This is a genomic window from Oceanisphaera psychrotolerans (assembly GCF_001870485.1).
GTDB lineage: Bacteria > Pseudomonadota > Gammaproteobacteria > Enterobacterales > Aeromonadaceae > Oceanimonas > Oceanimonas psychrotolerans.
The window spans coordinates 1-24,778 of sequence record NZ_MDKE01000029.1; the positions used below are offsets into that span (position 1 = coordinate 1).

Annotated in this window: 24 protein-coding genes and 1 pseudogene; 13 read left to right on the forward strand and 12 right to left on the reverse strand. The window is 58.9% G+C overall.

The features are described from left to right. Positions 1–85: 85 nt before the first annotated feature. Genes BFR47_RS10905 through BFR47_RS10920 form a run of 4 tightly spaced genes read right to left on the reverse strand, consistent with a single transcriptional unit; the run spans position 86 to position 2,907 of the window. Positions 86–1,387 (reverse strand): diguanylate cyclase domain-containing protein, encoded by a 1,302-nt coding sequence (locus BFR47_RS10905; protein ID WP_175514100.1) that lies wholly within the window; start codon positions 1,385–1,387, stop codon positions 86–88. Next, complete coding sequence (locus tag BFR47_RS10910; protein WP_071473102.1) at positions 1,320–1,916, reverse strand: PAS domain-containing protein; 597 nt, start codon at positions 1,914–1,916, stop codon at positions 1,320–1,322. Before BFR47_RS10910 ends, BFR47_RS10905 begins: the two co-directional genes overlap by 68 nt. Next, on the reverse strand, positions 1,913–2,539 hold the full coding sequence (locus tag BFR47_RS10915; RefSeq protein ID WP_071473103.1) for a chemotaxis protein CheC: 627 nt from the start codon (positions 2,537–2,539) through the stop codon (positions 1,913–1,915). The genes BFR47_RS10910 and BFR47_RS10915 overlap by 4 nt, the downstream gene beginning before the upstream one ends. Further along, positions 2,536–2,907, reverse strand: coding sequence for a response regulator transcription factor (locus tag BFR47_RS10920; protein WP_071473104.1), 372 nt, complete (start codon positions 2,905–2,907; stop codon positions 2,536–2,538). The genes BFR47_RS10915 and BFR47_RS10920 overlap by 4 nt, the downstream gene beginning before the upstream one ends. A gap of 304 nt (positions 2,908–3,211) precedes the next feature. Between BFR47_RS10920 and BFR47_RS10925 the strand changes: the two genes are divergently transcribed. The 3 genes from BFR47_RS10925 to BFR47_RS10935 are packed head-to-tail and all read left to right on the forward strand — an operon-like array spanning position 3,212 to position 6,781. Then, the gene (locus BFR47_RS10925; protein WP_217645531.1) at positions 3,212–4,516 is read left to right on the forward strand and encodes a paraquat-inducible protein A; all 1,305 of its coding nucleotides are present in this window, start codon (positions 3,212–3,214) and stop codon (positions 4,514–4,516) included. Continuing rightward, positions 4,509–6,146, forward strand: coding sequence for an intermembrane transport protein PqiB (gene pqiB, locus BFR47_RS10930; RefSeq protein WP_071473105.1), 1,638 nt, complete (start codon positions 4,509–4,511; stop codon positions 6,144–6,146). The genes BFR47_RS10925 and pqiB overlap by 8 nt, the downstream gene beginning before the upstream one ends. After that, complete coding sequence (locus BFR47_RS10935; RefSeq protein WP_245748894.1) at positions 6,143–6,781, forward strand: PqiC family protein; 639 nt, start codon at positions 6,143–6,145, stop codon at positions 6,779–6,781. The genes pqiB and BFR47_RS10935 overlap by 4 nt, the downstream gene beginning before the upstream one ends. A 43-nt stretch (positions 6,782–6,824) precedes the next feature. Here the strand turns inward: BFR47_RS10935 and BFR47_RS10940 are convergent, their stop codons facing one another. Further along, complete coding sequence (locus tag BFR47_RS10940) at positions 6,825–7,913, reverse strand: mechanosensitive ion channel family protein (RefSeq protein ID WP_245748895.1); 1,089 nt, start codon at positions 7,911–7,913, stop codon at positions 6,825–6,827. Between the two features lie 400 nt (positions 7,914–8,313). Between BFR47_RS10940 and BFR47_RS10945 the strand changes: the two genes are divergently transcribed. Further along, positions 8,314–9,096 (forward strand): transporter substrate-binding domain-containing protein, encoded by a 783-nt coding sequence (locus BFR47_RS10945; protein ID WP_071473107.1) that lies wholly within the window; start codon positions 8,314–8,316, stop codon positions 9,094–9,096. A 20-nt stretch (positions 9,097–9,116) separates the two neighbouring features. Here the strand turns inward: BFR47_RS10945 and BFR47_RS10950 are convergent, their stop codons facing one another. Continuing rightward, entirely contained in the window at positions 9,117–9,986 is an 870-nt protein-coding gene (locus BFR47_RS10950; RefSeq protein WP_083399106.1) for a LysR family transcriptional regulator, read from the reverse strand. A gap of 94 nt (positions 9,987–10,080) precedes the next feature. Here BFR47_RS10950 and BFR47_RS10955 point away from each other — a divergent pair, with 94 nt between their 5' ends. Both BFR47_RS10955 and BFR47_RS10960 read left to right on the forward strand, forming a co-directional pair. Continuing rightward, on the forward strand, positions 10,081–10,581 hold the full coding sequence (locus BFR47_RS10955; RefSeq protein WP_071473108.1) for a lactoylglutathione lyase family protein: 501 nt from the start codon (positions 10,081–10,083) through the stop codon (positions 10,579–10,581). 572 nt (positions 10,582–11,153) lie between these two features. Next, positions 11,154–11,711, forward strand: coding sequence for a porin family protein (locus tag BFR47_RS10960; protein ID WP_071473109.1), 558 nt, complete (start codon positions 11,154–11,156; stop codon positions 11,709–11,711). A 52-nt stretch (positions 11,712–11,763) separates the two neighbouring features. Here BFR47_RS10960 and BFR47_RS10965 read toward each other — a convergent pair whose 3' ends face one another. After that, the gene (locus BFR47_RS10965; protein ID WP_071473110.1) at positions 11,764–11,955 is read right to left on the reverse strand and encodes a DUF1289 domain-containing protein; all 192 of its coding nucleotides are present in this window, start codon (positions 11,953–11,955) and stop codon (positions 11,764–11,766) included. Between the two features lie 276 nt (positions 11,956–12,231). On the opposite strand from BFR47_RS10965, the gene BFR47_RS10970 reads away from it, so the two are divergent. Together BFR47_RS10970 and BFR47_RS10975 are read left to right on the forward strand one after the other, a co-directional pair. Next, positions 12,232–12,900 (forward strand): Dph6-related ATP pyrophosphatase, encoded by a 669-nt coding sequence (locus tag BFR47_RS10970; protein ID WP_071473111.1) that lies wholly within the window; start codon positions 12,232–12,234, stop codon positions 12,898–12,900. A gap of 79 nt (positions 12,901–12,979) precedes the next feature. Next, on the forward strand, positions 12,980–13,417 hold the full coding sequence (locus tag BFR47_RS10975) for a c-type cytochrome (RefSeq protein ID WP_071473112.1): 438 nt from the start codon (positions 12,980–12,982) through the stop codon (positions 13,415–13,417). 4 nt (positions 13,418–13,421) lie between these two features. Here the strand turns inward: BFR47_RS10975 and BFR47_RS10980 are convergent, their stop codons facing one another. The 3 genes and pseudogenes from BFR47_RS10980 to BFR47_RS10990 all read right to left on the reverse strand — a co-directional run bounded on the left by BFR47_RS10980 (position 13,422) and on the right by BFR47_RS10990 (position 17,745). Next, entirely contained in the window at positions 13,422–16,121 is a 2,700-nt protein-coding gene (locus tag BFR47_RS10980; protein WP_083399108.1) for a cation-transporting P-type ATPase, read from the reverse strand. A 33-nt stretch (positions 16,122–16,154) separates the two neighbouring features. Next, positions 16,155–16,781 (reverse strand): annotated as a pseudogene (locus BFR47_RS10985) (PepSY domain-containing protein); the annotation flags it as partial. Positions 16,782–16,851: 70 nt separating this feature from the next. Beyond that, positions 16,852–17,745 carry a LysR family transcriptional regulator gene (locus BFR47_RS10990; RefSeq protein WP_071473115.1) on the reverse strand — a complete coding sequence of 298 codons (894 nt, stop codon included), beginning with the start codon at positions 17,743–17,745 and terminating at the stop codon, positions 16,852–16,854. 194 nt (positions 17,746–17,939) lie between these two features. On the opposite strand from BFR47_RS10990, the gene BFR47_RS10995 reads away from it, so the two are divergent. The 5 genes from BFR47_RS10995 to BFR47_RS11015 all read left to right on the forward strand — a co-directional run bounded on the left by BFR47_RS10995 (position 17,940) and on the right by BFR47_RS11015 (position 22,578). Beyond that, the gene (locus BFR47_RS10995; RefSeq protein WP_217645535.1) at positions 17,940–18,725 is read left to right on the forward strand and encodes a putative hydro-lyase; all 786 of its coding nucleotides are present in this window, start codon (positions 17,940–17,942) and stop codon (positions 18,723–18,725) included. A 16-nt stretch (positions 18,726–18,741) separates the two neighbouring features. Then, positions 18,742–19,494 (forward strand): 5-oxoprolinase subunit PxpA, encoded by a 753-nt coding sequence (locus BFR47_RS11000; protein WP_071473116.1) that lies wholly within the window; start codon positions 18,742–18,744, stop codon positions 19,492–19,494. Continuing rightward, positions 19,491–20,237, forward strand: coding sequence for a 5-oxoprolinase subunit PxpB (gene pxpB / locus BFR47_RS11005; protein WP_071473117.1), 747 nt, complete (start codon positions 19,491–19,493; stop codon positions 20,235–20,237). The genes BFR47_RS11000 and pxpB overlap by 4 nt, the downstream gene beginning before the upstream one ends. Then, a complete protein-coding gene (locus tag BFR47_RS11010; RefSeq protein WP_083399107.1) occupies positions 20,179–21,210 on the forward strand; it encodes a 5-oxoprolinase subunit C family protein in 1,032 nt (343 codons plus the stop codon). The genes pxpB and BFR47_RS11010 overlap by 59 nt, the downstream gene beginning before the upstream one ends. Before the next feature lie 123 nt (positions 21,211–21,333). After that, positions 21,334–22,578: an NRAMP family divalent metal transporter gene (locus BFR47_RS11015; RefSeq protein WP_071473118.1), complete on the forward strand. Its 1,245-nt coding sequence runs from the start codon at positions 21,334–21,336 to the stop codon at positions 22,576–22,578. 70 nt (positions 22,579–22,648) lie between these two features. On the opposite strand, the gene BFR47_RS11020 is transcribed toward BFR47_RS11015, so the two are convergent. Together BFR47_RS11020 and BFR47_RS11025 are read right to left on the reverse strand one after the other, a co-directional pair. Beyond that, positions 22,649–23,791, reverse strand: coding sequence for an alcohol dehydrogenase family protein (locus BFR47_RS11020; RefSeq protein ID WP_217645533.1), 1,143 nt, complete (start codon positions 23,789–23,791; stop codon positions 22,649–22,651). 163 nt (positions 23,792–23,954) lie between these two features. Beyond that, a complete protein-coding gene (locus BFR47_RS11025; RefSeq protein ID WP_071473119.1) occupies positions 23,955–24,764 on the reverse strand; it encodes a DMT family transporter in 810 nt (269 codons plus the stop codon). Positions 24,765–24,778: the final 14 nt, after the last annotated feature.

The following is a 24,778-nucleotide window of genomic DNA, read 5'->3' on the forward strand; positions in this document are numbered from 1 at the left end:
TGCATCCATGTGTTATCAACCACTCACCTTATGCACACGAAAGGGGAATGGCTTGCCGCATCGCGGGGCCTTTTTTACGGTCATCTCAACGAAAGATGCAGCCTTTGCCGCTGCCCTTGGCGCCGTACATGGCATTGTCGGCCCGGGTCAGGAGTTCATCGGCGCTGTCACCGTCTTCCGGGTACAAGGCAATGCCGATGGAGGCCGAGACCCGCAGTTGATGATCTCCCCAGGGCAAGGGGGCCGACACCAGTGCCAGTATCGACTCGGCCACCTCTCGGGCGACCGCCTCGTCGGCCACCGAGTCCAGCAGGATCACGAACTCGTCTCCGCCGATACGGGCACAACAGTCGGTGGCGCGAAACCGGTTTTTCAACCGCAGGCCCAGCGCCGTCAGCAAGGCATCGCCGGCATCGTGGCCATGGGTATCGTTCAGCGCCTTGAAACCGTCCAGATCGATAAACAGCAGGGCAAAAGACTGCTGTTCTCGCCGGGCCCGGTGAATACTGCGCATCAGCTGCTCATTGAGCAGGCTGCGATTGGCCAGGCCGGTCAGGGAGTCGTGCAGTGCCAGATACTGGATCTGTTCCTGCTGCTGCTGCCGCTCCAGGATAAGCGCCGTCAAATGAGCAATACGCTGGATCACCATTTGTTCATGCACTCTGGGGTGGCTTTGATGGCGGGGAAACACCGCCAGCAGACTCTGCGACATCTGCGGGCTGACCTGAATCGGCATCAACCAGCAACCGCTCATCTCATATTCCCGCGCCAGTGTCAGCCATTGCTGCCATTGGGTGCCGGGGTCCTGGGCCACAAAGACCTGCAACTGACCGTGATGCAACCCCGGCTGCAATACCCGCAGCAAACTGTCTGTTTGCAGCTGATGCAACCGCTGGCAGAAGGACTCCGGCAAGCCGGGGGCATGATCGACCCGCAACCGCTCATTCGAGTCCATTTGTAACACCGCCACCTGACAGGATTCCAGCTGCCGTTCCAGCGCCCGACAAACATGGGTCAGTATGTTGGCAGACTGTTCACCGGCGGTGGCCATTTCCAGCATTTCCCGCTCCAGACGCAACAGGGCATCGGCCCGCTCCCGCTCGGTAATATCCTGCCCGGTATAGATCAGATAACGAAGCAGATGCTCATCATCGCGCACCGTTTTGACCGTCCAGCGAATATGCATCGACTCTCCGCAGGCACTGCTCATGCGGCAGGTAAACGGCCTCGGTTCATCATGTTGCCAGCGACCATCCGGAAGGTGCTTGAGACTGTCGAGGCCCAGCAGCATTTTCAGCGGCTGGCCGCGTACTTCTTCTTCACTGACGCCGGTTTGCAGCTCGCAGCTGCGATTGATGTTGACGATACGTCCATGAGTGTCGGTCACCACCACCAGGGCACTGATGGTTTTCAGTACCGTATCGATAAACTTTTTTTTCTTCGGACAGCGTCTGGTGCACCTTGCGCAACGCCTGCTCCTTGTCGCGCAGATGACGCTCACGCCGCACCGCATTGGTAGTGTCGTGCAGCTGCACCAGCGTCAACCCTTGGTGATCATCCAGCGGGCGCAACATCATGGAATGATAAACCGGCGTACGGGCTCCGGACACGGTGTGGCTATGCAGCGGCAGCAACTGGGCATGCAACTGGTGGGACAGCAAGCGAGACAGGCGGTGTTCACAGGCATCGCCAATCGCCGATAGCACCACCGCCGGCAGCGGCTCGTCAAACAACTGCTCCAGCCGCTGGCCACAAGCGGTATCGGCCGCAATCCCCGTGTAGCGCACCAGCCACTGATTCCAGAACCGTACCCGCCGCTCGCCGTCCAGCAGCATGATCCCGCTCTCGACATGATCCAGCGTCACCATGCACAGGCTCTCCGGGTTGGCGGCGAGTGCCTGAATTACCATCGTCATGACGTCAGCTCAACCAGATACTGGCGCAACGCCTCAATAAAAGCGTCCGCCGAATGCAAATCGATAAGGAAGGCCAGGTAGCCCTGCAGATCACTCGCGCGCAGGCTGAAATCAATCTGCACCAGCATGATCATGGAGCCATCACCCTGATCATGTAACGACAACCGGTTCAGCAGATGCGGGGTATCCACATTGAAGGCCTGGGGCAAGTCGGTCTGAATTTTCCGGTGCAACAGGTTGGCCAGGGTCGCCAGGCAGTTGTTGAGCAGGATATTGCCGAGTTCGGCCAGGGTTTCCTGTTCCAGCTCGGTAATTTCGTCCACCGACATGTCTGCGCCCAATATGGCCCGCACCAGCTCAAGGCTGCGTTCTTCGGGAAACAGCAAGGCCGCCCGGCCACTCATAAACCCCTGAAACCCCTGCATGACTCCCGCCAGCAAATCCGGCATCGAGCGACAAAAGACTTCTCTGGCATTGGCCGCTTCGAGAAACTGCAGCTTGGGCACCGACAGCAGCACTTCGTCCTGCACCAGTTGCGACAGGGCATGCGCGGCGCGGCCAACGCCGATATTCATCAGTTCGACGATGACATCATGTTCATCGGCGGTCAGCACGGGGGTCATCCGACCACCTCAATAAAGCGGGCCAGCTCGTCCGGACGGGTCGGCTTGGCCAGAAAGGTCATGCCCAGCTCTTGCGCCCGTTGAACCAGTGCGTCCTGAATATTGGCGGTCACCAGCGCCAACTTCATCTGCGGATGACTTGCCCCAAATTCGACGGCGAGCTCGATGCCATTGCGCCCGGGCATGTTGAAATCGATCAGCGCCGCATCGGCCTGCCGCTCCTGCATCAGTGCCTGCGCCTCATCCGCCGATGCGGCCTGCAGTATATCGAGTTCAACAGGCAGGGCCTGCAGCTGACGAATCAGGCTGAGGCGGGCAACTTTACTGTCGTCTACCAGCAGCAGGGTCATGGCGTGGGTATGGCTCATTGAGGTATTCCAGAAACGGGGGGGTTGATGACAAGCGGTACATTATAAGGAAAACACCACAGTTTAAAATGGATACATATCAATCGATAACCCGACAACCGGTTAATGGCGCTTCCGCTCCCCGACAAAACCGGGCTTGCCCGCCTTCCCGCTCCGCCATCGGCGTCGTGATCCCGTGCTGGTGGACAACCGAAAACTGTCGTAGTATCAAGCACTCACTGGCAGTATTCCGGAGGCAAGATCCTCATTGGCTGAACATGGTACGGTTCCCGCATCGGCGGCCCTCCGACACCCCCGCAAGAGGGTGTCTCGACGGCGGCTGCGCGTTTGCCATGAGTGCGACTTGCTGCTGGCCCTGCCCTCGCTGAAAGCGGGTGAAAAAGCCGACTGCCCGCGCTGCGGACACACTCTGGTACGCCGTCACAACAACCCGGCCGAACGCAGCCTGGCACTGGCCATTGCCACCCTGATCACCCTGGCGCTGTCGGTCGCCTTTCCCTTTATCAGCTTCGATATCAGTGGCATCGGCAACCGTATCGAGTTGACCGAAGCCGCCTCGACCCTGATTGGTTTGCATCAGCCGTTGGTGGCGCTCTCGGTACTACTGACGGTAATCGTGCTACCCGCCGTGTATCTGCTGAGCCTGACCTGGCTTTGTGCCGGCCTGATCCTGCGCCACCCCCTGCCCCGCAGCCGGCAGGTAGCCCGAACCCTGCGCCACGTTACGCCCTGGATGATGGCGGATGTGTTCGTGATCGGCACCCTGGTCAGCCTTATCAAGATCATGAGCATGGCCCATATCGAGCTGGGGCTGTCATTCTGGACCTTCTGCGCCTATGCGCTGCTGTTGCTGCTGACCACCCAGTCGGTCGACCGTGACTGGCTGTGGTTTTCTCTCGATCAGGAGCCCCTGGCTCCGGCCGGCGCCCGGGTTGGCTACTCGGCCGCCGAACAGGGCCTGACCGGCTGCCATACCTGTGGTCTGGTCAACCGCCTGCCGGAAAGTGGCAAGGGGCGCTGTCTGCGTTGTGACGAACCGCTGCATCCTTATCACGGCGTGGGCAGTCAGGCGACCCTGGCGTTACTGGCCGCCTCGGTGGTGATGTACCTGCCGGCCAACCTCTACCCCATCATGATCACCACTTCGCTCGGTGAAACACTGCCCTCCACCATCGTCGGCGGTGTGCTGCTGTTTATTCAGAACGGGGACTGGCCCATCGCCCTGATTATCTTTACCGCCAGCGTACTGGTGCCGGTCAGCAAGATGCTGGCGCTGCTGTGGTTGTGTTATATCGTCCGCCGGCAACACCATTCCCTGAACCGGCTGAGCCGTATTCGTCTGTATCGTATTACCGAATTTATCGGCCGCTGGTCGATGGTCGATGTGTTTGTGGTCGCCATTCTGGTCGCCCTGATCCGCAACGGCTCCATCATGTCCATCGAGCCCGGCGCCGGCGCCCTGGCCTTTACCGCCGTGGTGGTACTGACCATGCTCGCCGCCATGATGTTCGATCCGCGCAGCATCTGGCACGGTGCCGCGCCCGACATTCACGCCGATCTGTCGTCTCCCGGACCTCACCTTCAATCCAAGGAATCCAACCATGTCTGACTCCCAGCGCGCCGAGCGCCGGACCCAGCGCTCCCTCTCGCCCATCTGGATTGTTCCGCTGGTGGCCCTGTTGATCGGGGCCTGGATGATTTACGACAACCTGAGCAAGCTCGGGCCCTCCATCACCCTGATCATGAACAATGCCGAAGGCATAGAGGCGGGCAAGACCCTGATCAAGACCCGTAACGTGGAAGTAGGCCGGGTAGAAACAGTGAAACTGTCGGATGACCTCAATCATGCGGAAATCACCGCCCGCATGAGCCCTCAGGCCGAGGACATGCTCAACGCCGAAACCCGGTTCTGGGTGGTCAAACCCCGTATCGGCCGGGAGGGCATCAGCGGCCTGGGTACGGTGTTGTCCGGTGCCTATATCCAGCTGCTGCCCGGCACCAGCAAGGAAACAAAAGAGGTATTCGATGTGCTGGAGCAACCCCCGGTGGCGCCACCCGATGCCAAAGGCCTGCGCATCAACCTGATCAGTGAAATCGGCAATGCCATCTCTACCGGCGACCCGGTCACCTATCAGGGCTATACCGTGGGGCGGGTGGAAGACAGCCATTTCGATCCGGAAAAACGGGAGATGCGCCACCGGCTCTATATTCAGTCCCCCTACGAGGTACTGGTCACCAACACCACCCGTTTCTGGACCGCCTCCGGGCTGGACGTTCGGCTGGACTCCGAAGGGTTTAGGGTCAATGTGGCCTCGCTCGAATCACTGGTCGGCGGCGGTATCACCTTTGGCGTACCCGAGAACGCCACCATGGGCCGTCAGGCCAAGGAAGGCGCCAACTATGTGCTGTTCAACGATGAAGACAGCGCCAAGGAAGGCCGTTACAGCCAGTATCTGGAATTTGTGCTGCTGGTGGACGACACCGTCCGCGGCCTGAGCCCCGGTGCCCCGGTAGAATACCGGGGGGTACGTATCGGCACCGTGGTCAGCGTGCCCTGGAACTTTACCGCCCCCCAGCCCGACTCGCTCAGCCGTTTCGCCATTCCGGTGTTGATCCGCATAGAGCCTCAGCGCTTCGACGACAGCGTGCAGGACGTGGACGCCGAACAGTGGCAGCGGCGACTGGAGCGCATGTTCACCCATGGTCTGCGCGCCTCGCTCAAGTCCGGTAACCTGCTCACCGGTGCCCTGTTTGTCGATCTCAATTTCTATCCGGAGGCCGTGCCCTTCCAGCGTATGACCTTTGCGGAAAAACAGGTGTTCCCCACCACCTCCGGCGGCTTCGCCCAGATCGAACAGAAGGTGTCAAACCTGCTGGACAAGCTGAACAACCTGCAGATTGAGCCGATTCTCGGCACCCTCAACCAGACCCTGCTCAGCACCCAGCAGACCATGGACAAGATGAATGGCATCGCCGCTTCGGTGGATGCGCTGCTGGCGGATCCGGCGACCGGTCAGTTGCCGGACAACGTCAACAGCACCATGCGCCAGCTACGCGACACCTTGCAGGGCTTTGCCCCGGACTCACCAGGCTACAACGAGTTGACCCAGACCCTGTCTCGGCTGGAAAGCCTGATGCGGGACCTGCAGCCGGTAATACGCACCCTGAACGATCAGCCCAATGCCCTGATCTTTGACAAACAGATAACCGAAGACCCACAACCGAGGGCCAAGAAATGATGACGACTCTCCGCTCCCGGCCGGCATTCATGACCGGCCTGTTACTGACGCTGCTGGGCCCGTTACTCGCCGGGCTGAGCGGTTGCGCCGGCAGCGATCCCGGACCGTCCAGCTACCTGCTGCCGTCGACCGCGCCGGCCACCCACTACCCGCGCGCCATGGCCGTGGCCGTGGCGCCGGTCGGTATCGCCGGCCACCTGGACGGTGACGGTATCATGCTGCAGCTCAACGATATCGAGGTATATCAGGCACGCCAGCACCGGTGGGCCGAAGACATCGGCAAGCAATTACAGCAACGGCTGCAGCAACGGCTGACGCAAAGCCTGAACCAGGCGCAGGTGGTGAGCAAAGGCCAGCCACTGCAAGAGGGCGTGCCGGTACGGGAAATTCGCGTGCAGGTGAGTCGTTTTCAGGGGCACCACGACGGCATCGCCCTGGCCGAAGGCCAGTGGCAACTGCTGGATGGCGGCGGCCGCCTGCTGAAGCAGGCCAATTTCAGTGTCGAACAACCGCTGGCCGACGATGGCTATCCGGCGCTGGTACGCGCCCTGGGTGCCGCCTGGGAGCAACTGGCCGACCAGCTGGCGGCAGAGCTGGGCCAGCCCGCCGCCACTCCCGCTCAAGCGGCGCTTTAGCCGACTCACCCCGAGTACGAGCTAATACCGGGTCATGAGCGGATCAATCGCCGCCCGGCTCGTGCTTCGAGACCACCGTCTTGTGCTCTCGATCGAGCCAAGGGGCCAGCCCCTTGGCTTCGTCGATAAACAACTGCAGATGGGGAAAGGGCATTTCAATACCGGCGTCATCCAGGCCTTGCTTGATGGTTTCCAGCAGCTCGCAGGAAATGCGCCCCTTCACTTCCACATCTTCCGCCCGTACCCAGACCTGCGCACTCAGGTTCAACGACGAGTCCGCCAGCTCGCGCAGCTGCACCCTGGGCTGCATCTGATCGTTGGTGATCACCATGGGATGGGCGCTCAGCAGCGGCATGATCACCTCCCTCGCCCGCTCGACCGACTCCTTATAGGCAATACCCAGGGGGATACGGATGCGGGTGGGTCCTTCAGCACTGAAGTTGATGATGTCCGAGGTGGCCACGCTTTCATTGGGGATCATGCTGAACACATTGTCCCGGGTGCGCAGCCAGGTGGTACGAAAGGCGATGCGCACCACCCTGCCCTCCTGACCATGGATCTGCACCCAGTCACCGATACGAAAAGGCCGCTCGATCAGCAAGGTAATGCCGGCAATGAAGTTGGCCAGGGTCGACTGGGCGGCAAAACCCACGGCGATACCCACAATACCCAGACCGGCGATGATAGAGAGCACATCGAAACCGAACTGGGCCATCACGGTAATGGCGCCCAGGGCGATAAGAGAGACCGACAGGGTGTTCTTGCACAGCTGCTCCAGTGATGAATCGATATGATGCCGCGACAGGCTGGAAGTCAGGCCACGGGACAGCAGCAGCCAGAGCACATAAAAGGCCAGCGCCATCAGTCCGGCCCGGGCCGCCCCCTTGAGCATCCCATCCGGGGCACCGTACTGGGCCAGAATGGCGACGATGACCGCCAGACCCAACAGGTAACGCAGTACCGTTCTCGCAGACATCAGCGGCCTGGTGCCATAGTTCGATCGTCCCAGTACCAGCCTGAGCAGGCTGGCCAGCAACCAGTACACTGTGCCGAACAGCACCAGAATCATCAACGACACCAGCAACTGGCCCACCACGGCCACCGCCAGCTCCTGCCAGTTGAGCCCGCTCACCCCCAGGCGTCGCCGGTATCGGTCAGGCTTTCCTGAAATTGCTGCCACAACAGGGAAATACTGGAGTCTGCCATCATCACATCCTTGTATCAGGCTAACGGTGCCGGCTCATCGTCGGTAAACGACCGAAACGCACGATGCCGGCTGCTAACACTATAGCATCCGCTGCACTGTCAATGACTTGGAAGCAGGGCGAGCACAGTAGCTACCTGTGTATGGCCCGGCGAAACCGTCACCATGGCAAAGATAATACCGGGATCCGGCCCCGGTTACAGAAGTTTCCACTTGACGCCCCTCTTGCCTTGGCATTACTGTCTTCTGACGCCAACGCATGTTGCATTTACCTCCATGCCCCGACGGGCATGGTACAAGGACATATACCACAACAAGGAGTCACCCTATGGGACAAGGCGTCTGGAAAGCCGCACTGCTGGGCCTGGCCTTAACCACCACCGGCAGTGCCGTGGCCAAGGACTGGAAGGAAATCAAGTTCAGTGTGGAGGGAGCCTATCCGCCGTTCAGCTGGACCACCACCGACGGCGAGCTGAAGGGGTTTGAAGTGGATCTGGCCCGGGCCCTGTGCGAAGAACTGCAGGTCAAATGCACCATCCGGGCCCAGGACTGGGACGGTATCATCCCCGCCCTGCTGTCTCGCAAGAACGACGCCATTATCGCCGCCATGACCATTACTCCCGAACGGGAAAAGAGTGTGCTGTTCACCATTCCCTACGCCCGGGTGCCCACCCGGTTCGTGACCAAAGTGGATCGGGAAATTGAATTCAGCGACGAAGGCATGGACGGACTCAAGGTCGGGGTTCAGCGCGCCACCATCGGTGACAAGTATCTTGCCGCGCAACATCCCGATGTGGACGTTGCCCGCTACGGCACCTTCGACGAAGCCTTCATGGATCTGCGATCCGGGCGCATCGATACCGTATTCGGCGGCGCCATCGGCCTGCAGAGCGGCCTGCTGGATCAGCCCGACGGCAAAGACTTCCACTTTTCCGGCCCCTCCTTCACCGAGGAGAAGTGGTTCGGCAGAGGTATCGGCATTGCCGTACGCAAGCAGGATGAGTCACTGGCCGAGCTGCTGAACAAGGGGATCCGGGCTCTGCGGGACAAGGGGATTCACCAGCAGATTGCCGGCAATTACTTCCCCTACGACATCTACGGCGTGGAATAAGCGCCATCACGACACCGGCATTAAAGCCATTTGAGTGCCTCTGTTATCACCGTGTTCACCCTGTTCGGTGTCGGCCGATTAGGGTGCACACCCAGATAAAGCGTTTCGCTGACCGGGTGTGGCAGGCTGTGGGTCGCGATAAGCTCGGGCTGGTGAAACGCCGCCACCGCATGGGCGGGTAATACCGTGAAGCCCAGTCCCATGCTCACCGGCTCGAGGATCAGGCCAATCTGGTTGGAAAAACCGGCCTTGGCAAACTGGTGACAGTGCCGAAACGCCGGATAATTGGCGCCCAACAGCAAACCGGCATGATGAACGCCATCCGGATGATCGATAAAGCCCAACCGCATCAATTGCTCCCAGCTCGGATCGGTCACGGCCACCGGCGTCACCAGCAACAACCTTTCTTCGGCAACCGGCCGGCAGCTCACCTCGACCTGGGTAGAAGGACGGGTCATGAAGCCGATATCCACCCGGTGCTCGACAATGGCTTTTTCCACCTCGGCATTGGGTGCAAAGCGGTAGTCCATCTTCAGTCCGGGGTGCTGGCGTTGCAACCCCAGCAGATGACGGTACAGTTTGAGTCCCACACTCCCCGGTGACATCACCCGCACCAGCCCCTCATAGGCTGGATCGGCACCGGCCTGCTGTTCCAGATCCAGCAACAAGCGAATGATATGGTGCCCTTCGTCATAGAGCCGCTCGCCCGCATCCGTGAGCGTGAATCCCTTGCCATGACGAACCAGCAAGGGCCGACCAAGCTGCTCTTCCAGCTTGCGCACCTGCTGACTGACCCCCGATTGCGTCATGTGCAAACGTTCGGCAGTGCGGGTGAAATGCCCCACCTCCACCAGGGTACAGAAGCTGCGTAGCCAAATTGGATTTATCATTACAAAATGAACTCAAAATTATAATTAATGATAATTTTACTTGATGATTCGGGTTTTGTAATCTCCTCGTCACCACCACACAGGAGCAAACATCATGGCTAACGTTTATCCGCGCAACTTCTCTCACATCGGCATCTCGGTGCCGGATCTGGACAAGGCCGTCGCCTTCTATACCGAAGTGATGGGCTGGTATCTGATCATGAAGCCAACCGAGATTGTTGAAGACGACAGTGCCATCGGCGAGATGTGCACCGATGTATTCGGCCCCAACTGGCAGAAATTCCGCATCGCCCACCTTTCTACCGGCGACCGGGTTGGAGTCGAACTGTTTGAATTCAAGAATCAGGTCAACCCGGAAAACAACTTCGAATACTGGAAAACCGGTATCTTCCATTTTTGCGTGCAGGATCCCAATGTAGAAGAACTGGCCGAGCGTATCGTCGCCGCCGGGGGCAAAAAAAGAATGGAACAACCGCGTTACTACTATCCCGGAGAAAAGCCTTATCGCATGATCTATATGGAAGACCCGTTTGGCAATATTCTCGAGATTTACAGCCACAGCTATGAACTGATTTACAGCGCCGGTGCATACTGACGGACAAAGATGGAATCACCGGGCTGAAAGCGCCATCGCGCACTGTTAAGCTGTGTTTTCAGAAAAAAGATTAATATCGATAAACCCTGTTGTTTTCTGGTTCCGTTTTCCGCCCGAACTCCGGTCTTGCCGCGAAAACGGAACTGTTTTTTCCAGCACAAAACAAGAGCGCAATATTAAGCGTGCGGTATTAGTGCAACCCTCTGTATTTAATCATCTTAAAATAAATCCTTTCTATTCACGGCCGCAAAAATAAAAGCCACACATGAATCCTAAAAGCGTCGCTTGAATCTTGATTAATATTGATGTACCATAATTAAATGGCTTTCCTTGTGCTGCACGGAGCGGGATGAAGATTGAAATTATATCTGGTCGCCGGCCAGATGCTGCATTAGGATAGAAAGCGGATCTGTTAACCACGCGACAGATTTAAGGAAATAAACAGAAAGCAGTGGTTGGTCTCAGATGCGTCTAATTTAATGTCGTGATTCCGGCAATACTCCGGACAACCGACCGGACGATTTGAGTGCTTGGTTAGTGTTTTTATGATGAGTCCACTCAAGGAGTTTCTCATGAATACGATCAAGAAGTTTTCACTTGTACTGTTTACCAGCGCCGCGCTGATCCCCGTCTATAGCCAAGCTCAAGGTATGCAATCCCACAGCATGGGGCCACATCAGGGTGACCGTGAGTTTTCACTGTCCGGTACCGGTACCAGCAGCAAGGATTTCGACAACAGCAGCTTCGGTGTGTCGGCCGATGTCGGCTGGTATCTGTCTGACAGAACGGTAGCCGGGGTGCGTCAGAGCATCTCCTATGCCGATATCGAGGGCGAGGATATCTCCGACGATTTCTGGAACGGCAGTACCCGCGGCTATATCGACTATCACTTCGGCAGCAACGCAGCTCGCCCCTTTGTCGGTGCCTCACTCGGTGGCATCTACGGTGACGGTGTCAAGGATACCGGAACCGCAGGTCTGGAGGCCGGTCTGAAATACTACGTACTCGACTCCACCTACATTCTGGCGCGTGCCGAATACCAGTTCCTGTTCGACAGCGGCAGCAGCGCCAACGACAACTTTGACGATGGTGCCTGGGCCTATGTGTTCGGTATTGGCTTCAATTACTGATCACGCCCTGCCGACCTAAGCCAGCCTCAGGGGCTGGCTTTTCTCTCACCGCTTAACTCACCGCCTGTGCTTGATTCCGCCGGATACAGTTGACCAGAATCTGCTTTTTTTGCTCATCCGACGCGTCACTCCACTCGATGATTTCCGATATGGTGCGATAACAGCCCCGGCACATTTCCTGCTCGTCGAGCGCACACTGTTTGATGCAGGGACTGATGATATTACCGCCGTTATTGCTCGTCATGTTGGCCTACCCTACTGATACCGGATCAGCTATCCGGCCGTTTGTTACAATTCCATACTGATTATCACCCCGCCCGCTCCCCATGCCGCCAACGCATGGCTACAGCAAGCAAGGGGACTCCCGACGCCGTTACGCCGGTATCGGACTCAAGGTCTGGGCGACAGGGTATCAGGAACCCGGAGCAGTGCCAGCCTCACATCGATGCGATCATCATGATAGAGTCCGGACATCGCCTCATGAGTCGGCCTCTGGCCACCGGAAACAGTAAGGAAAACAATGAAAAGAAAAACCCTGATGTCCTGGAGCAGCGGCAAGGACAGCGCCTGGGCCCTGCACACCCTGCAACAGGATCCCGAGTTCGAGGTGGTGGGCCTGTTCACCACCGTCAACGAGGAATTCCAGCGAGTCGCCATGCATGGCGTCAGAACCGAGCTGCTGCGCCGGCAGGCGGACAGCATCGGCCTGCCGCTGGAGATCATTTATATCCCCTTCCCCTGCAGCAACGAGCAGTATGCGGCGCGCATGGGCGCCTTTGTGGATAACGCAAAATCCCGGGGCATCGCCTGTTTCGGCTTCGGCGATTTGCTGCTGGAAGATGTTCGCCAGTATCGGGAACAACGGCTGCAGGGCACCGGCATCGAAGCCGTCTTTCCCATCTGGGGCGCAGACACCGCTGCCCTGCCAGCCCGGATGTTTGCCAGCGGCCTGCGCACCCTGATCACCTGTCTGGACCCGAGCAAGGTTCCCGCCCACCTTGCCGGGCAGGAACTGAGCCCGGCCCTGCTGGCCGAGCTGCCCGACGGCACCGACCACTGCGGCGAAAACGGCGAGTTTCACAGCTTTGCCTTCGACGGCCCCATGTTCCGGCACAAAATCGATGTTCGCATTGGCGACATCGTTACCCGCGACGGTTATGTGTTTGCGGATGTATTGCCGGAACACTGAACGCGCTTCTTGCTCTAGACTGAACTTGATGCCACCAGAATGTCATCCGGTGGACTCTGCTTAGAAGGAGCAGGTTGTCATGAAACACCCGCAGTTATTCATTATTTCACTCGTTGCTCTTGGACTGAGTGGCTGTGATCAAAGTTCGAAAGGCTTCAGCCTGCCGCCCGGTGATATCCAGCGGGGGGAGCAGCTGTTTGTGGACCTGCAATGCCTCAGCTGCCATACCCTGGAAGGATATGAACGACCGGAGGGAGCTCAGGAATTGTCTGTCGGCCTTGGTGGTCAGGTGAAAAGCCTGAAAACCTATGCCGAACTGGTCACCTCGGTGATCAATCCTTCGCATCAACTGGCAAAAGGCTATGACACCTCGACGATTCAGGTGGAAGGAACATCGGTGATGCCGGTCTACAACGATGTCATTACCGTGTCCGAGCTGGTCGATCTGGTGGCTTTTCTGGAATCGAAGTACGAGTTGGAGCCTTACGATCAAACCACTTACAACATTCATCATTGAATGGTTAACGACGATCCGGCTGGAAAAGCCGGATTCGTATCTGTTTTTCAATCTCGATAACCGCAAATAACGCCATGCCGGTACCGACGATCAGCACGCCGTCCAGCAGAGGTATCGCTTGCGTGGCGAACACCGCCTGCAAGGGCGACAGGTAGGTCACGGCGAACTGACCGGCAGTCACCACCAGCACCGCCCACCATATGACCCTGGTGCCGCGTATGGCCTGCCAGGTCAGGGAAGTGCCGTACATGTTGCGGATGAAGAACAGGTGAAATATCTCCATCACCACCAGCGTATTCATCACCATGGTACGGGCCAGTTCCTGGGAATACCCCTGCTCGACGGCATAGGCATAAACCCCGAACACGCCGCCAAGAAACAGCGCCGCCACCAGCACGATGTGCCACACCAGAGTGCCGGTCAGCAGTGGCTGATCGCGGGGGCGCGGCGGCCGGCGCATGGTGTGCTCTTCGGTCGGCTCGAAGGCCAGGGCAATGCCCAGCGACACGGCGGTGATCATGTTGACCCACAAAATCTGGACAGGCGTGATTGGCAGCGCCATGCCGAGCATCAGCGCCACCATGATGGTCGAGGCTTCCCCCGCGTTGGTTGGCAGCGTCCAGCTGATCACCTTCTTGATGTTGTCATACACGGTTCGGCCTTCGCGCACGGCGGCGACAATGGAAGCAAAGTTGTCATCCGCCAGTACCAGCTCTGCGGCTTCCTTGGCCGCCTCGCTGCCTTTCATGCCCATCGCAATGCCCACTTCGGCACGCTTGAGGGCCGGCGTATCGTTGACCCCGTCGCCGGTCATCGCCACCGTGAGGCCATGCGCCTGCATCGCCATCACCAGACGCAGCTTGTGCTCCGGGCTGGTGCGGGCAAAGACATCGGTGTTCATGGCGGCCTCTCCCAGCGCCCTGTCATCAAGCTGGTCCAGCTCTGCCCCGGTCAGCACAGTGGCGGCATTCTGCAGGCCAATCTGCCCCGCAATGGCCGCGGCGGTGGCCGCATGATCACCGGTGATCATCTTCACCCGAATACCCGCCGCCTGGCATTGTGCTACCGCCGCCATCGCTTCCGGGCGCGGCGGATCAATAAACCCGACCAGGCCGAGCAAAATCAGGGAGCCGGTCAGGTCACCATGCTCAAGCACAGTGTGTTCTGGTGACACCGGCACCACCGCCAGGGCGAGCACCCGCTGCCCCTGCGCCGCGATTTGCTCCGCCAGTTGCCGCCAGTCGCCCTGGTTCAGTGGAGCCATGCCGCCCACGGCGGTTCGCTGCGCCTTGCACATGGTCAGGATCTGTTCCGGCGCGCCCTTGATGGCGATAAAGGCATGGTTTTCATGGTCATGATGCAGGGTGGCCATGAATTTATGCCGGGCATCGAAGGGAATGACATCGGTTCGCGCCCACTGCCCGCGCTCGTCGCCACCGTCCATTCCGCACTTTCCGGCCAGCGCCAGCAGGGCGCCTTCCATAGGGTCACCTTCGACGGCCCACTTGTCCTGATGTCGTTTAAGTTCGGCATCATTACAGAGGGCGGCCACCCGGCCCAGCTCGGTCAATGACGGATGATCCAATAGCGAGATGGCCCGGCCTGCCATCGCCATCTCGCCCCGCGGTTCATAGCCCGTATCCTCGATGCTGTAGTGCTGCCCGTCCATGACCACCGATACCACACTCATTTCATTACGAGTAAGGGTGCCGGTCTTGTCGGTACAGATCACCGAAACCGCCCCCAGTGTTTCGATGGCCGGCAGCCGGCGAACGATGGCATTGCGCCGCGCCATGGCCTGCACCCCTACCGCCAGTGTAATGGTCAGTACCGCCGGCAAGCCTTCCGGTATGGCGGCCACCGACAAGCCCACCACCGCCATGAACAGTTCGGTCACATCGTGATGCCGTACCAGAATGCCATAGGCGAAAATCAACGCCGCAATGGCCAGAATGAAGAGGGTGAGCCACCTGGCGAACACCGCCATTTGCTCGACCAGGGGGGTAGTCAGCGACTTGACCTCGGCAAGCAGGCCGCTGATACGCCCGATCTCGGTCCGCGCCCCCGTCCCCACCACCACTCCCATGCCCTGGCCGCTGGTCACGGTAGTACCGCTGAAGGCCAGACAGAAACGGTCGCCCAGAGCCGAGCCGGATGCCACCGGCCGCGGGTGCTTTTCCACCGCCACCGACTCCCCCGTCAGAATCGCTTCCTGAATGTGCAAGCCATGCGCCTTGAGCAGCCGGAGATCGGCGGGTACCTTGTCACCGGCTTCCAGCAACACGATATCACCGGGCACCAGCTGGTCACCTGCCACCGTATGCCGTTGGCCATCGCGCAGCACCGCCGCCCGCGGCGCCAGTATCTGCCGGATGGCGTCCATCGCCTTTTCTGCCTTGCCCTCCTGGATCAGGCCGATAATGGCGTTAACGATCACCACCGCCAAAATCACGGACATGTCCGCCCAGTGTTCGAGCAGACCGGTAATGAGGGCCGCCCCCAGCAGGACATAGATAAGAATATTATGGAAGTGAGTCAGAAAACGCCGCAGCAGACTCTGCCGGGGTGGTGGGGGTAGCCGGTTGGGGCCGTGAATGCCGAGCCGCACCACTGCCTCGTCGGCGCTCAGTCCCGCCGGCGTCGCCTCCAGCGCCAAGAGCACCTGTTCCTGTGACAACTCATGCCAATTCCGTTGTTCGTTCATCTGCATCCCGACTCGACCTGGGTGATATGAATTCTAACACCGAGTACGAGAAGCCGTAGGAGCGGGCCTGAAACACAACCTGAGCCCCACCAGCGCCATGGCCAGCAATAATCCCAGGCCCAGCATGCCCAGCCACCGGTTGAACGGCCCGGAGGGCAGCCATTGCAGGTAATGCACCCGATAAAGGCCGTCGATAAGCCGGGTGTCAGCCCCCTGCTGGCGTAAAGAAAGAGTATCCCAGTCCAGGTCGATGCTCACCCCGGTGCTGGTCAGGGCGCGGGTGCCGGCAAGGGTGTCAATGTCGCCGTAGCGTGCCGGATTGGCCGTCATGGCATCCTGCAGCAGCAACCTGAGCCGCGTCTCATCCGGCAACGCAAAGGGAGCCTGGCTGTCCGGTTGCAGATGCAGCCACCGGTCATGACTCTTTACCAGCAAATGCTCGCCCAGCACCGTTCTAAACAACCGCACCTGCTGCCAGTGCGGCTCGGGGCTGACCAGCACCCTCTGCTGCAACGGATAGGTCTTGACCGCCAGTTGCTCATAAGCGCCCTCGTACCCGGGCTTGATAAAAAACACCAGGCCGGTCAGCGCCCAGCCGAACAACGGCAGCAGCAGTAACAGCCCCAGCAGGCGGTGAAGTTGTCGTGTTTTTCTCATTCCGGTTCTCTTGCGGTTGCCTTTTCATGGGGGTGATGACGGTTCGGCCGCAGCCGGTCAGGGCCACGCACCTTCAGCGAGTGGTTTCATGGTTATCTCGCGCCTCGCCCACCAGCTCCACCGCCTGCTCAATCAGCAAGCTGGCTGGCGCATTGATATAGGACACCGTAAATCGCAGCGGGCTGGGCTGCCAATCGGCATCCAGCAGCACCAGTCTGCCACTGTCCAGTTGCTCGCCTATTACCTCTTTGGGGAGTGAAGCAATCCCGACCCCCTTTTCTACCAGCCGAACGCTGGCAGAGAGCGAGCTGGCGGAATAAAAACAGACCGTCAGACCTTGCTGCTGCTTGAAGTGCCGGGAAATTTCATGGTAGGGAGCCGTATTACGGGCGTAGGTGATGAGTGGCCATTGGGCAAAATCTTCCTGCCGGGCTTCAGGCCCGTCAAGCAGGTCCCGGCTGGCGACCCAATAGAGCGGATACTCGCAAATGACCCGGTTAATCACCGATGGCTCTGAGATCGGCCCCATCAGCAACGCAATATCGACATTTCGAGCCAGCAACTCTTTACGCAGATTCACCGTGGCATCGACAATCAGCTCGACTTCCACATTCGGCAATTGCTGGTGAATCAGCTTGAGGTAGTCCGGCAGCCAGGTATGCACCAGGGTTTCGGACACCCCGATACGCAGTACCCCGGATAGTGCCTGGGCGGCATCCGCCTTGTATTGCAACTGCTCGGCATGGGCGAGGATTTTTTCCGCCAGCGGCAACAGCTCCCGCCCCTTTGCCGTTAGCGACACCATCCCCCCTTCCCGATAAAACAGCGTGGTATTCAACGTCTGTTCCAGGTTGGCAATCCGTGTCGAGATCGCGGGTTGGGTAGTACACAGGTGCTCCGCCGCCTTACGAAAACTGGCCAGATTTGCAATCCATACGAAGGTTTCCAACTGCTTCAGGTTCAGCATATCCACCTCTCCTTGTGTGGTAGATCCCGATATGAAACCAGAAAATACAGGATAAACGACCACGAGATAAATTTTTTTTATCGGATAACCAACAAAATCACGAATAGACATTATCTCAGGAAGTCGTATTGTTACCGATTATTAACTCGGAAATAGCCAAGGAGTGGTGTGATGTTAACCTCAGGTGAACAGCCATCTGTTGCACAGCTTACCCTGTCTGCCCTTCGCGAAAAAATTCGCGCCAATGCCTATACCGGCTCCACCAGTGGGCTGCGCCCGGCTACCTGCAAGCCAACCTGGTCATACTGCCGGCCGACTGGGCCAATGACTTTCTGCTGTTCTGCCAGAAGAACCCGGTCGCCTGCCCGCTGCTCGGTGTGACCGAGCCGGGCAACCCCTTCCTGGCCGACATCGGGGCCGGCATCGATATCAGTCGCGATGTACCGGAATACCAGGTGTTCCATGACGGCAAATTCACCACTTCCGTGTCCGATCTGAGCGAACACTGGCGTGATGATCTGGTTATTTTCGTACTGGGCTGTTCGTTCTCGTTCGAAGAAGCACTCATCCAGTCTGGCCTGACCGTGCGTAACATCGAGCAAGGACGTAACGTGTCCATGTACGACACCGACATTGCCTGTCAGCCTGCCGGACGCTTTTCGGGCAACATGGTGGTCTCCATGCGCCCGTTCACGCCCAAAGATGCCATTCGCGCCATTCAGATCACCAGTCGTTACCCGAAAGCACACGGCGCTCCCGTGCACTTCGGCTTTCCGGATGCTATCGGGATCCGCGACATTCAGTCACCAGACTACGGTGAGGCCGTCGATATTCATGACGGTGAAGTACCGGTGTTCTGGGCCTGCGGTGTCACCCCGCAGAACGTCATCCGTCAGAGCAAGCCGCCAATCTGCATCACCCACGCGCCGGGCAAGATGCTCATTACCGACTTGCTGAACAATGCGCTGTCAGTGCTGTAAACAGGGAGAATAGGGCATGAAAATCAATTGTGATATGGGCGAAAGCTACGGTATCTGGAAAATGGGCAATGATGAACAGGTCATGCCTTATCTGGACATGGCCAACATCGCGTGCGGCATGCATGCCTCCGATCCCACCGTGATGCTGAGCACAGTGCGCCTGGCAAAACAGCATAAGGTGAGCATCGGTGCCCACCCGGGTTACGCCGACCTGCAAGGTTTTGGTCGCCGGAATATCGCCATGAGCAAGGATGAACTGACCGCCCTGTTCATCTACCAGATTGGCGCGCTGGCGGCCATTTGCAAAAGCGAGTCTGTCCCGCTGGATTACGTGAAGCCGCACGGCGCACTGTACAACACCATGATGAAAGACGATCAGGTCTTCGTGACCCTGCTTGAAGCACTGAAACGCGTTGACCCGACGCTGCCTCTGGTCGTGATGGCGGTGCCAAATCATGAAAAGTACCGGGCACTGGCCGCCGAACACGGCATCAGCCTGTGGTTCGAAGCCTTTGTTGACCGTGCCTATGATCGGGACGGCCGTTTGGTTCCACGTCATGTACCCGGTTCAAGCTATCACGAGCTGGATAACATCCGTCGGCAAGCGCGCCAGATGATCGACGCAGGCACCGTCACCACCCTCGATGGTCAGACCATTTCCGTTCATGCCGACACCCTGTGCATTCACGGCGATGGTCCACAAGCGCTGCCAACAGCAGCGCTGTTGCGTGAGCTGCTGCCAACCGGAGCTGCCGGAGGTCGTTCATGACCATTACCCCGGTCAATGAAAACACGGTGATGGTCTACTTTGCCGACCACACCAGTCCGGAAACAGCCGATAACATCGCGGCGGCCTGTCCCCAGTTAAGAGCGGAGCTCGGCCAGTATCTCATTGATATCGTGCCTTCCTACACCTCGATCCTGGTGACCTTCGATCTGGTTTCCATTGGCCTGCGGGATTTCAGTCGCCTGCTCAAACAGGTGCTGGCTCGTGCCGAACAGATGCAGCATCAGGCCGGTCAGAGTACGATGATTGAACTGCCGGTTTATTACGGGCCCGAAGTCGCACTGGATGCACAAGCAATCAGCCGTCATACCGGCCTGGATTTCGAGCAGATAATCGAGATCCATGCCAGCACGGTTTACCGCGTTTATGCCATCGGCTTTGCGCCGGGTTTTGCCTATCTTGGCAACACCGATGCGCGCATTCACATTCCACGCAAACAGACACCAAGAGCCAAGGTGCCCAAAGGCAGCCTGGCGCTGGCAGATCAGCAAACCGCCATCTATCCCAAAGCCTCACCCGGTGGCTGGCAGATCATCGGTCGTACGCCGATGGAGCTGATCGACTTCGAACGCGACAACCTGACCATGTTCGAGATGGGGGCCCGGGTAACATTCAACCCCATTACCCGAGCCGAATTTTTAGCACTGGGTGGTGTCATTGAAGCCGATGAGTACGCCCGCGTATCCGACGCGGCGGCTCCGCGCTCACCACGGGAGCCTGCATGACATTACGTATTTTACGCCCGGCCCACTGAGCCTGATACAGGATTTGGGTCGTCATGGTCATCAGCATATTGGTGTCAGCCCGGGCGGCCCGATGGATGAACACGCCTTTTTATGGGCAAACCGGTTGCTGGACAACCCGCTCAATGCCCCGCAGATTGAAATTACGATGGGACAGTTCAGCTGTCAGTTTCAGGCCGATACCACCATCGCTTTGACCGGGGCAGACATGAGTGCGACCGTGAATGGCCAGCCGGTTGCCGTGTGGCAAAGCCTGCACATCCGCGCCGGAGACCAACTGTCACTCAGCGGTGCCCGTCGCGGCATCCGCACTTATCTGGCCGTCAAGGACGGGTTCAGGGTCACGGGTATACTCAACAGCTGTGCCACCGTTATGCGCGATGGCCTGGGTGGCGCAGACCGCCGGGGCGGCAAGCTGGCGGCGCAGGATCTGCTGGAGTACAAGGTCACCTCGCCCATCCCCACACGTCAGGTGCCGCAGCAGTTCATCCCCGAATACGGTCAGGACATCAGCCTGAACGTGATCCCGGGCTATCAGTATGACCGGTTCGACAAAGCAGAGCGCGAGCGCTTTTTCAGCGCTGAATATACCGTGACGCCGCAAATGGACCGCATGGGTTATCGCCTGTCCGGCACGGCGATTCATTGCCAGACCACCAGCCTTGTTTCGGAAGGCATCGCCCTTGGCGCTATCCAGATCCCGGCGGATGGTCAGCCCATCATCCTGATGCGGGATCGCCAGACCATCGGCGGTTATCCGAAAATCGGCTGCGTGACCGCACGGGATCTGAGCACCCTTGCTCAATGCCAGCCTGGAGCCAAAGTGCGCTTTATCGAAAAAGACCTCTATCAGGCAGAAGCCGAACGAGTGATCGAACACCATTTTTTCCAGGGATACGTAGGAAAAAAACATGCCGAGCAGATCCTGAACCAACTCACAGGCCCGGCCGAGTAATGCCGGGCCAAAAACGAACACCCCATGGCCCTCCAGGAATCATCCCGAGAGCAACATGACCGCATATCAACAAACAGCGTACGGCCCAGAGGATAAGGGCTGTTCACATACAGGAGTAGCAACATGTCAGCAGAAAAAGTGATTTCACCGGCGAGCGGACTCTCGGCGTCGGCATCGTCCGCCCCCCGCACCGGATTCAACTGGTCGCTCATTATGGGCGCCGCCTTCCTGATGGCAACCTCCGCCGTCGGGCCCGGCTTTCTGACCCAGACCACCGTCTTTACCCAGACCCTTGGCGCCAGTTTTGCCTTCGTTATCCTGGTGTCTATCCTGCTGGATATCGGCGCCCAGCTGAACATCTGGCGAGTGATAGTAGTGGCGAAAAAACGCGCGCAAGACATTGCGAATGAACTGCTGCCGGGGCTGGGGATTGCCATTGCCGGTGCCGTCGCCCTGGGTGGCCTGGCGTTCAATATCGGTAACGTCGGTGGTGCCGGTATGGGCATGAACGTACTGTTCCCTTCCCTGTCACCGGTGGTCGGCGCCGCGATCAGTGCGATTATCGCGGTGACCCTCTTCCTGCTGAAAGACGCCGGCAAGATCATGGACCGCTTCACCATTGTCATGGGTGGCGCGCTGATCGCCATGACCCTGTACGTGCTGTTTTCAACCGAACCCCCGGTGGGTGAAGCGCTGTACCGTGCCGTGTGGCCCGAACAGGTGGATGTCATCGCCATTATCACCCTGGTGGGCGGCACCGTTGGCGGCTATATCACCTTTGCCGGCGCCCACCGTCTGATTGATGCCGGCGTGACCGGTCAGGAAGCGTTGCCGCAGGTGAACCGTGGCTCGATTTCGGCGATCAGCCTGGCGTCTCTGGTTCGGGTAATCCTGTTTCTGGCGGCCCTTGGCGTCATCAGCCAGGGCGTAACCCTGGATCCAGCCAATCCGCCTGCGTCCATGTTCCAGCACGCAGCGGGCAATGTCGGCTATAAACTCTTTGGCCTGGTACTGTGGGCTGCGGCCATCACCTCGGTGATCGGGGCGGCTTATACCTCGGTGTCATTTCTTAAGACATTGCACCCTTTCATTGAAAAACATTCCCGCGCCTTCATCATCGGCTTCATCGTCACCTCGACCGCCATCTTCTGTTTTGTCGGAAAACCCATTGCGCTACTGATTATTGCCGGCGCGATTAACGGTTTCATTCTGCCTGTTACCCTCGGCATCATGCTGGTGGCCGCGACAAGAAAATCCATCATCGGTGACTACAAACACCCCGTCTGGATGTCACTGTTTGGCTGGCTGATCACCATCATGATGGCGGCGATGAGCCTCTATACCCTGTACAACATGCTGTTCGGCTAACCGACGCGAGCGGCGTTGAACAAGCCGGATCAAAGGCCCAGGGCATCATGGCCCGGGGCCTTTTTTTGGTTTATCTCAAGGGCGGTGGGATCAGAACAAAATTGCCGACGTGTTTCTTTTCAAGAAACGCCCGTTGCGCCTCCGCAATCTGCTCGAGGGGAAAGGTCTTCGCCACCAGCGGGCGCAACTCGCCGCGTTCGATGTAGGAAATCAGGTTCGGGAACACCGGCTCGTCCCAGGCGGTACTGCCGAACAGAGTCAGATCCTTCAGGTACAGGGTCCGCATGTCCAGGGTGACCAGGGGCCCGCCGATGGCGCCGGAGCTGACGTATCGCCCGCCCCGTTTCAGGGCCTTGAGGTGATCGCCGAAGGCCGGCCCCGCCACGTTGTCTATGACCACATCCACCGCGTTCTCGCCGAGACAATCGACGACGTTGTCATCACGGTCGAGCACGCGATCCGCGCCAAGGGCAAGCACCTGTTCCCGTTTCGCCCTGCCTGCAATGGCGGTCACAGTAGCGCCCCGCCGTTTTGCCAGTTGCACCACGGCCGAGCCGACCCCGCCGGACGCACCCGCCACCAGCACATGTTCTCCCTTGCTCACCTTGCTGCGATGCACCATGTTTTCTGCCGTACCGTAGGCACAGGGAATGGTGGCCAGCTCCGCATCGCTCCAGTCGCAGTCGACGGCAAACACCTCGCCGGCGGGCACCTTGACGAACTGGGCAAAAGCACCATCGAAATCGGAACCCATCCAGATGTTATCCATCGAGGTAAAGTCCGACCGGCGCATGCAGGCCCGCACCAGCACCCGTGAACCGATGGTGCTCTCATCCCCGCCGGGGGCAACGGCAACAATACGGCCGCAACAGTCGGTGCCCTGAATGAAGGGAAAAGGGGTGCTCTCATTCCAGCCGCCGTCGGCCTTTTCGGTAGTCAGCTGTTCCTCGACCGTGGCCGCGTCTTCCGTTCCGGTGGTGACCGAAGATGAGTACCAGCCAACCCGGGTATTGATTTCGGTGTTGTTGACCCCGGCGGCGAGCACCTGCAGCAGCACCTCGCCCGGCTCAAGCTCGGGCAGACGTACCTCGCGACACTGGAGCTGGTGGTAGCCGCCATTGCCGGCGGTGACCACCGCCTGCATCGTTTTCTGGCCCGCCACCGGGTCGAAGCGGTCCTGTTTTGGGCCCGCATCCCATGTACTTTTCCTCACCTGGTCTCCTTCTGTATCCATCTCCACCAACGTGCCCGGCGCCGAAGGCACATCATTAATCGGTCTGGCACGCCGTTAACACCGCGCCTGGCGGTAAAGCGGGCTGAACACGACTGACGATAATTCGGCCCAAACCACGAAGGATAACGCCCTTAACCTACATTTAAGCCGCGGCCACCCGCGCCGCTCTGCGGCTGTGCATCAGGGTATAGCCGCCGCTCAGCACGATAAGCAGGCTGCCCGACAGGGTGATGGCATCCGGCTGCTCACCAAAGACAAACACCCCGAACAACAGTGCAAACAGCAACCGGGTATAACGAAAGGGCGAGACGACCGACACATCGCCGGTACGCATGGCAATCGTTAACGCGTTATAGGCAATCACGCCAAAGAAGATGGCGCCGGCAATTTGTGCGCCGGCAAGCCAGTCAAGCTGCACGCCGCCACCACTGTAAAGCAGCATCGCCAGTCCGGTGGGGATCAACACAAAAAAACCGTACACGCCCAGCTGCATGTTGGATAACACCCTGGGCGCGGCTCGGGTGGCCAGATCGCGCCCGGCAAAGCCCAGAGTGGCAATAACGGCAAACAACGAGGTGACTTCAAAGGTATCCAGCCCGGGGCGAATAATCATGAGCACCCCGGCAAAGCCCACGGCCACCGCCAGCCAGCGCTTGAGCCCAACACGCTCGCCAAAGAAGAAAGCGGCACCGATTATCGTGATGAGAGGCGTCGCCTGCAGAATGGCCGACGCACTCGACAAGGCCGTCAGGGTAATGGCCAGGGCAAACGTCAGCCGTGCAATCACTTCACAACCGGCGCGAATGAGCAAGGGGCGTGAAAACAGCGCAGGATGCAGAATCGCTTCTCCCCTTCTCCGGGTCAGCACCATGAAGACCAGCATGCCCCCCAGACCAAACAGCGCCAGTACCAGGCCAATGGCCACCGTCTCTGCCGCCGCCTTGACCAGCATGTCTTCAATGGCAA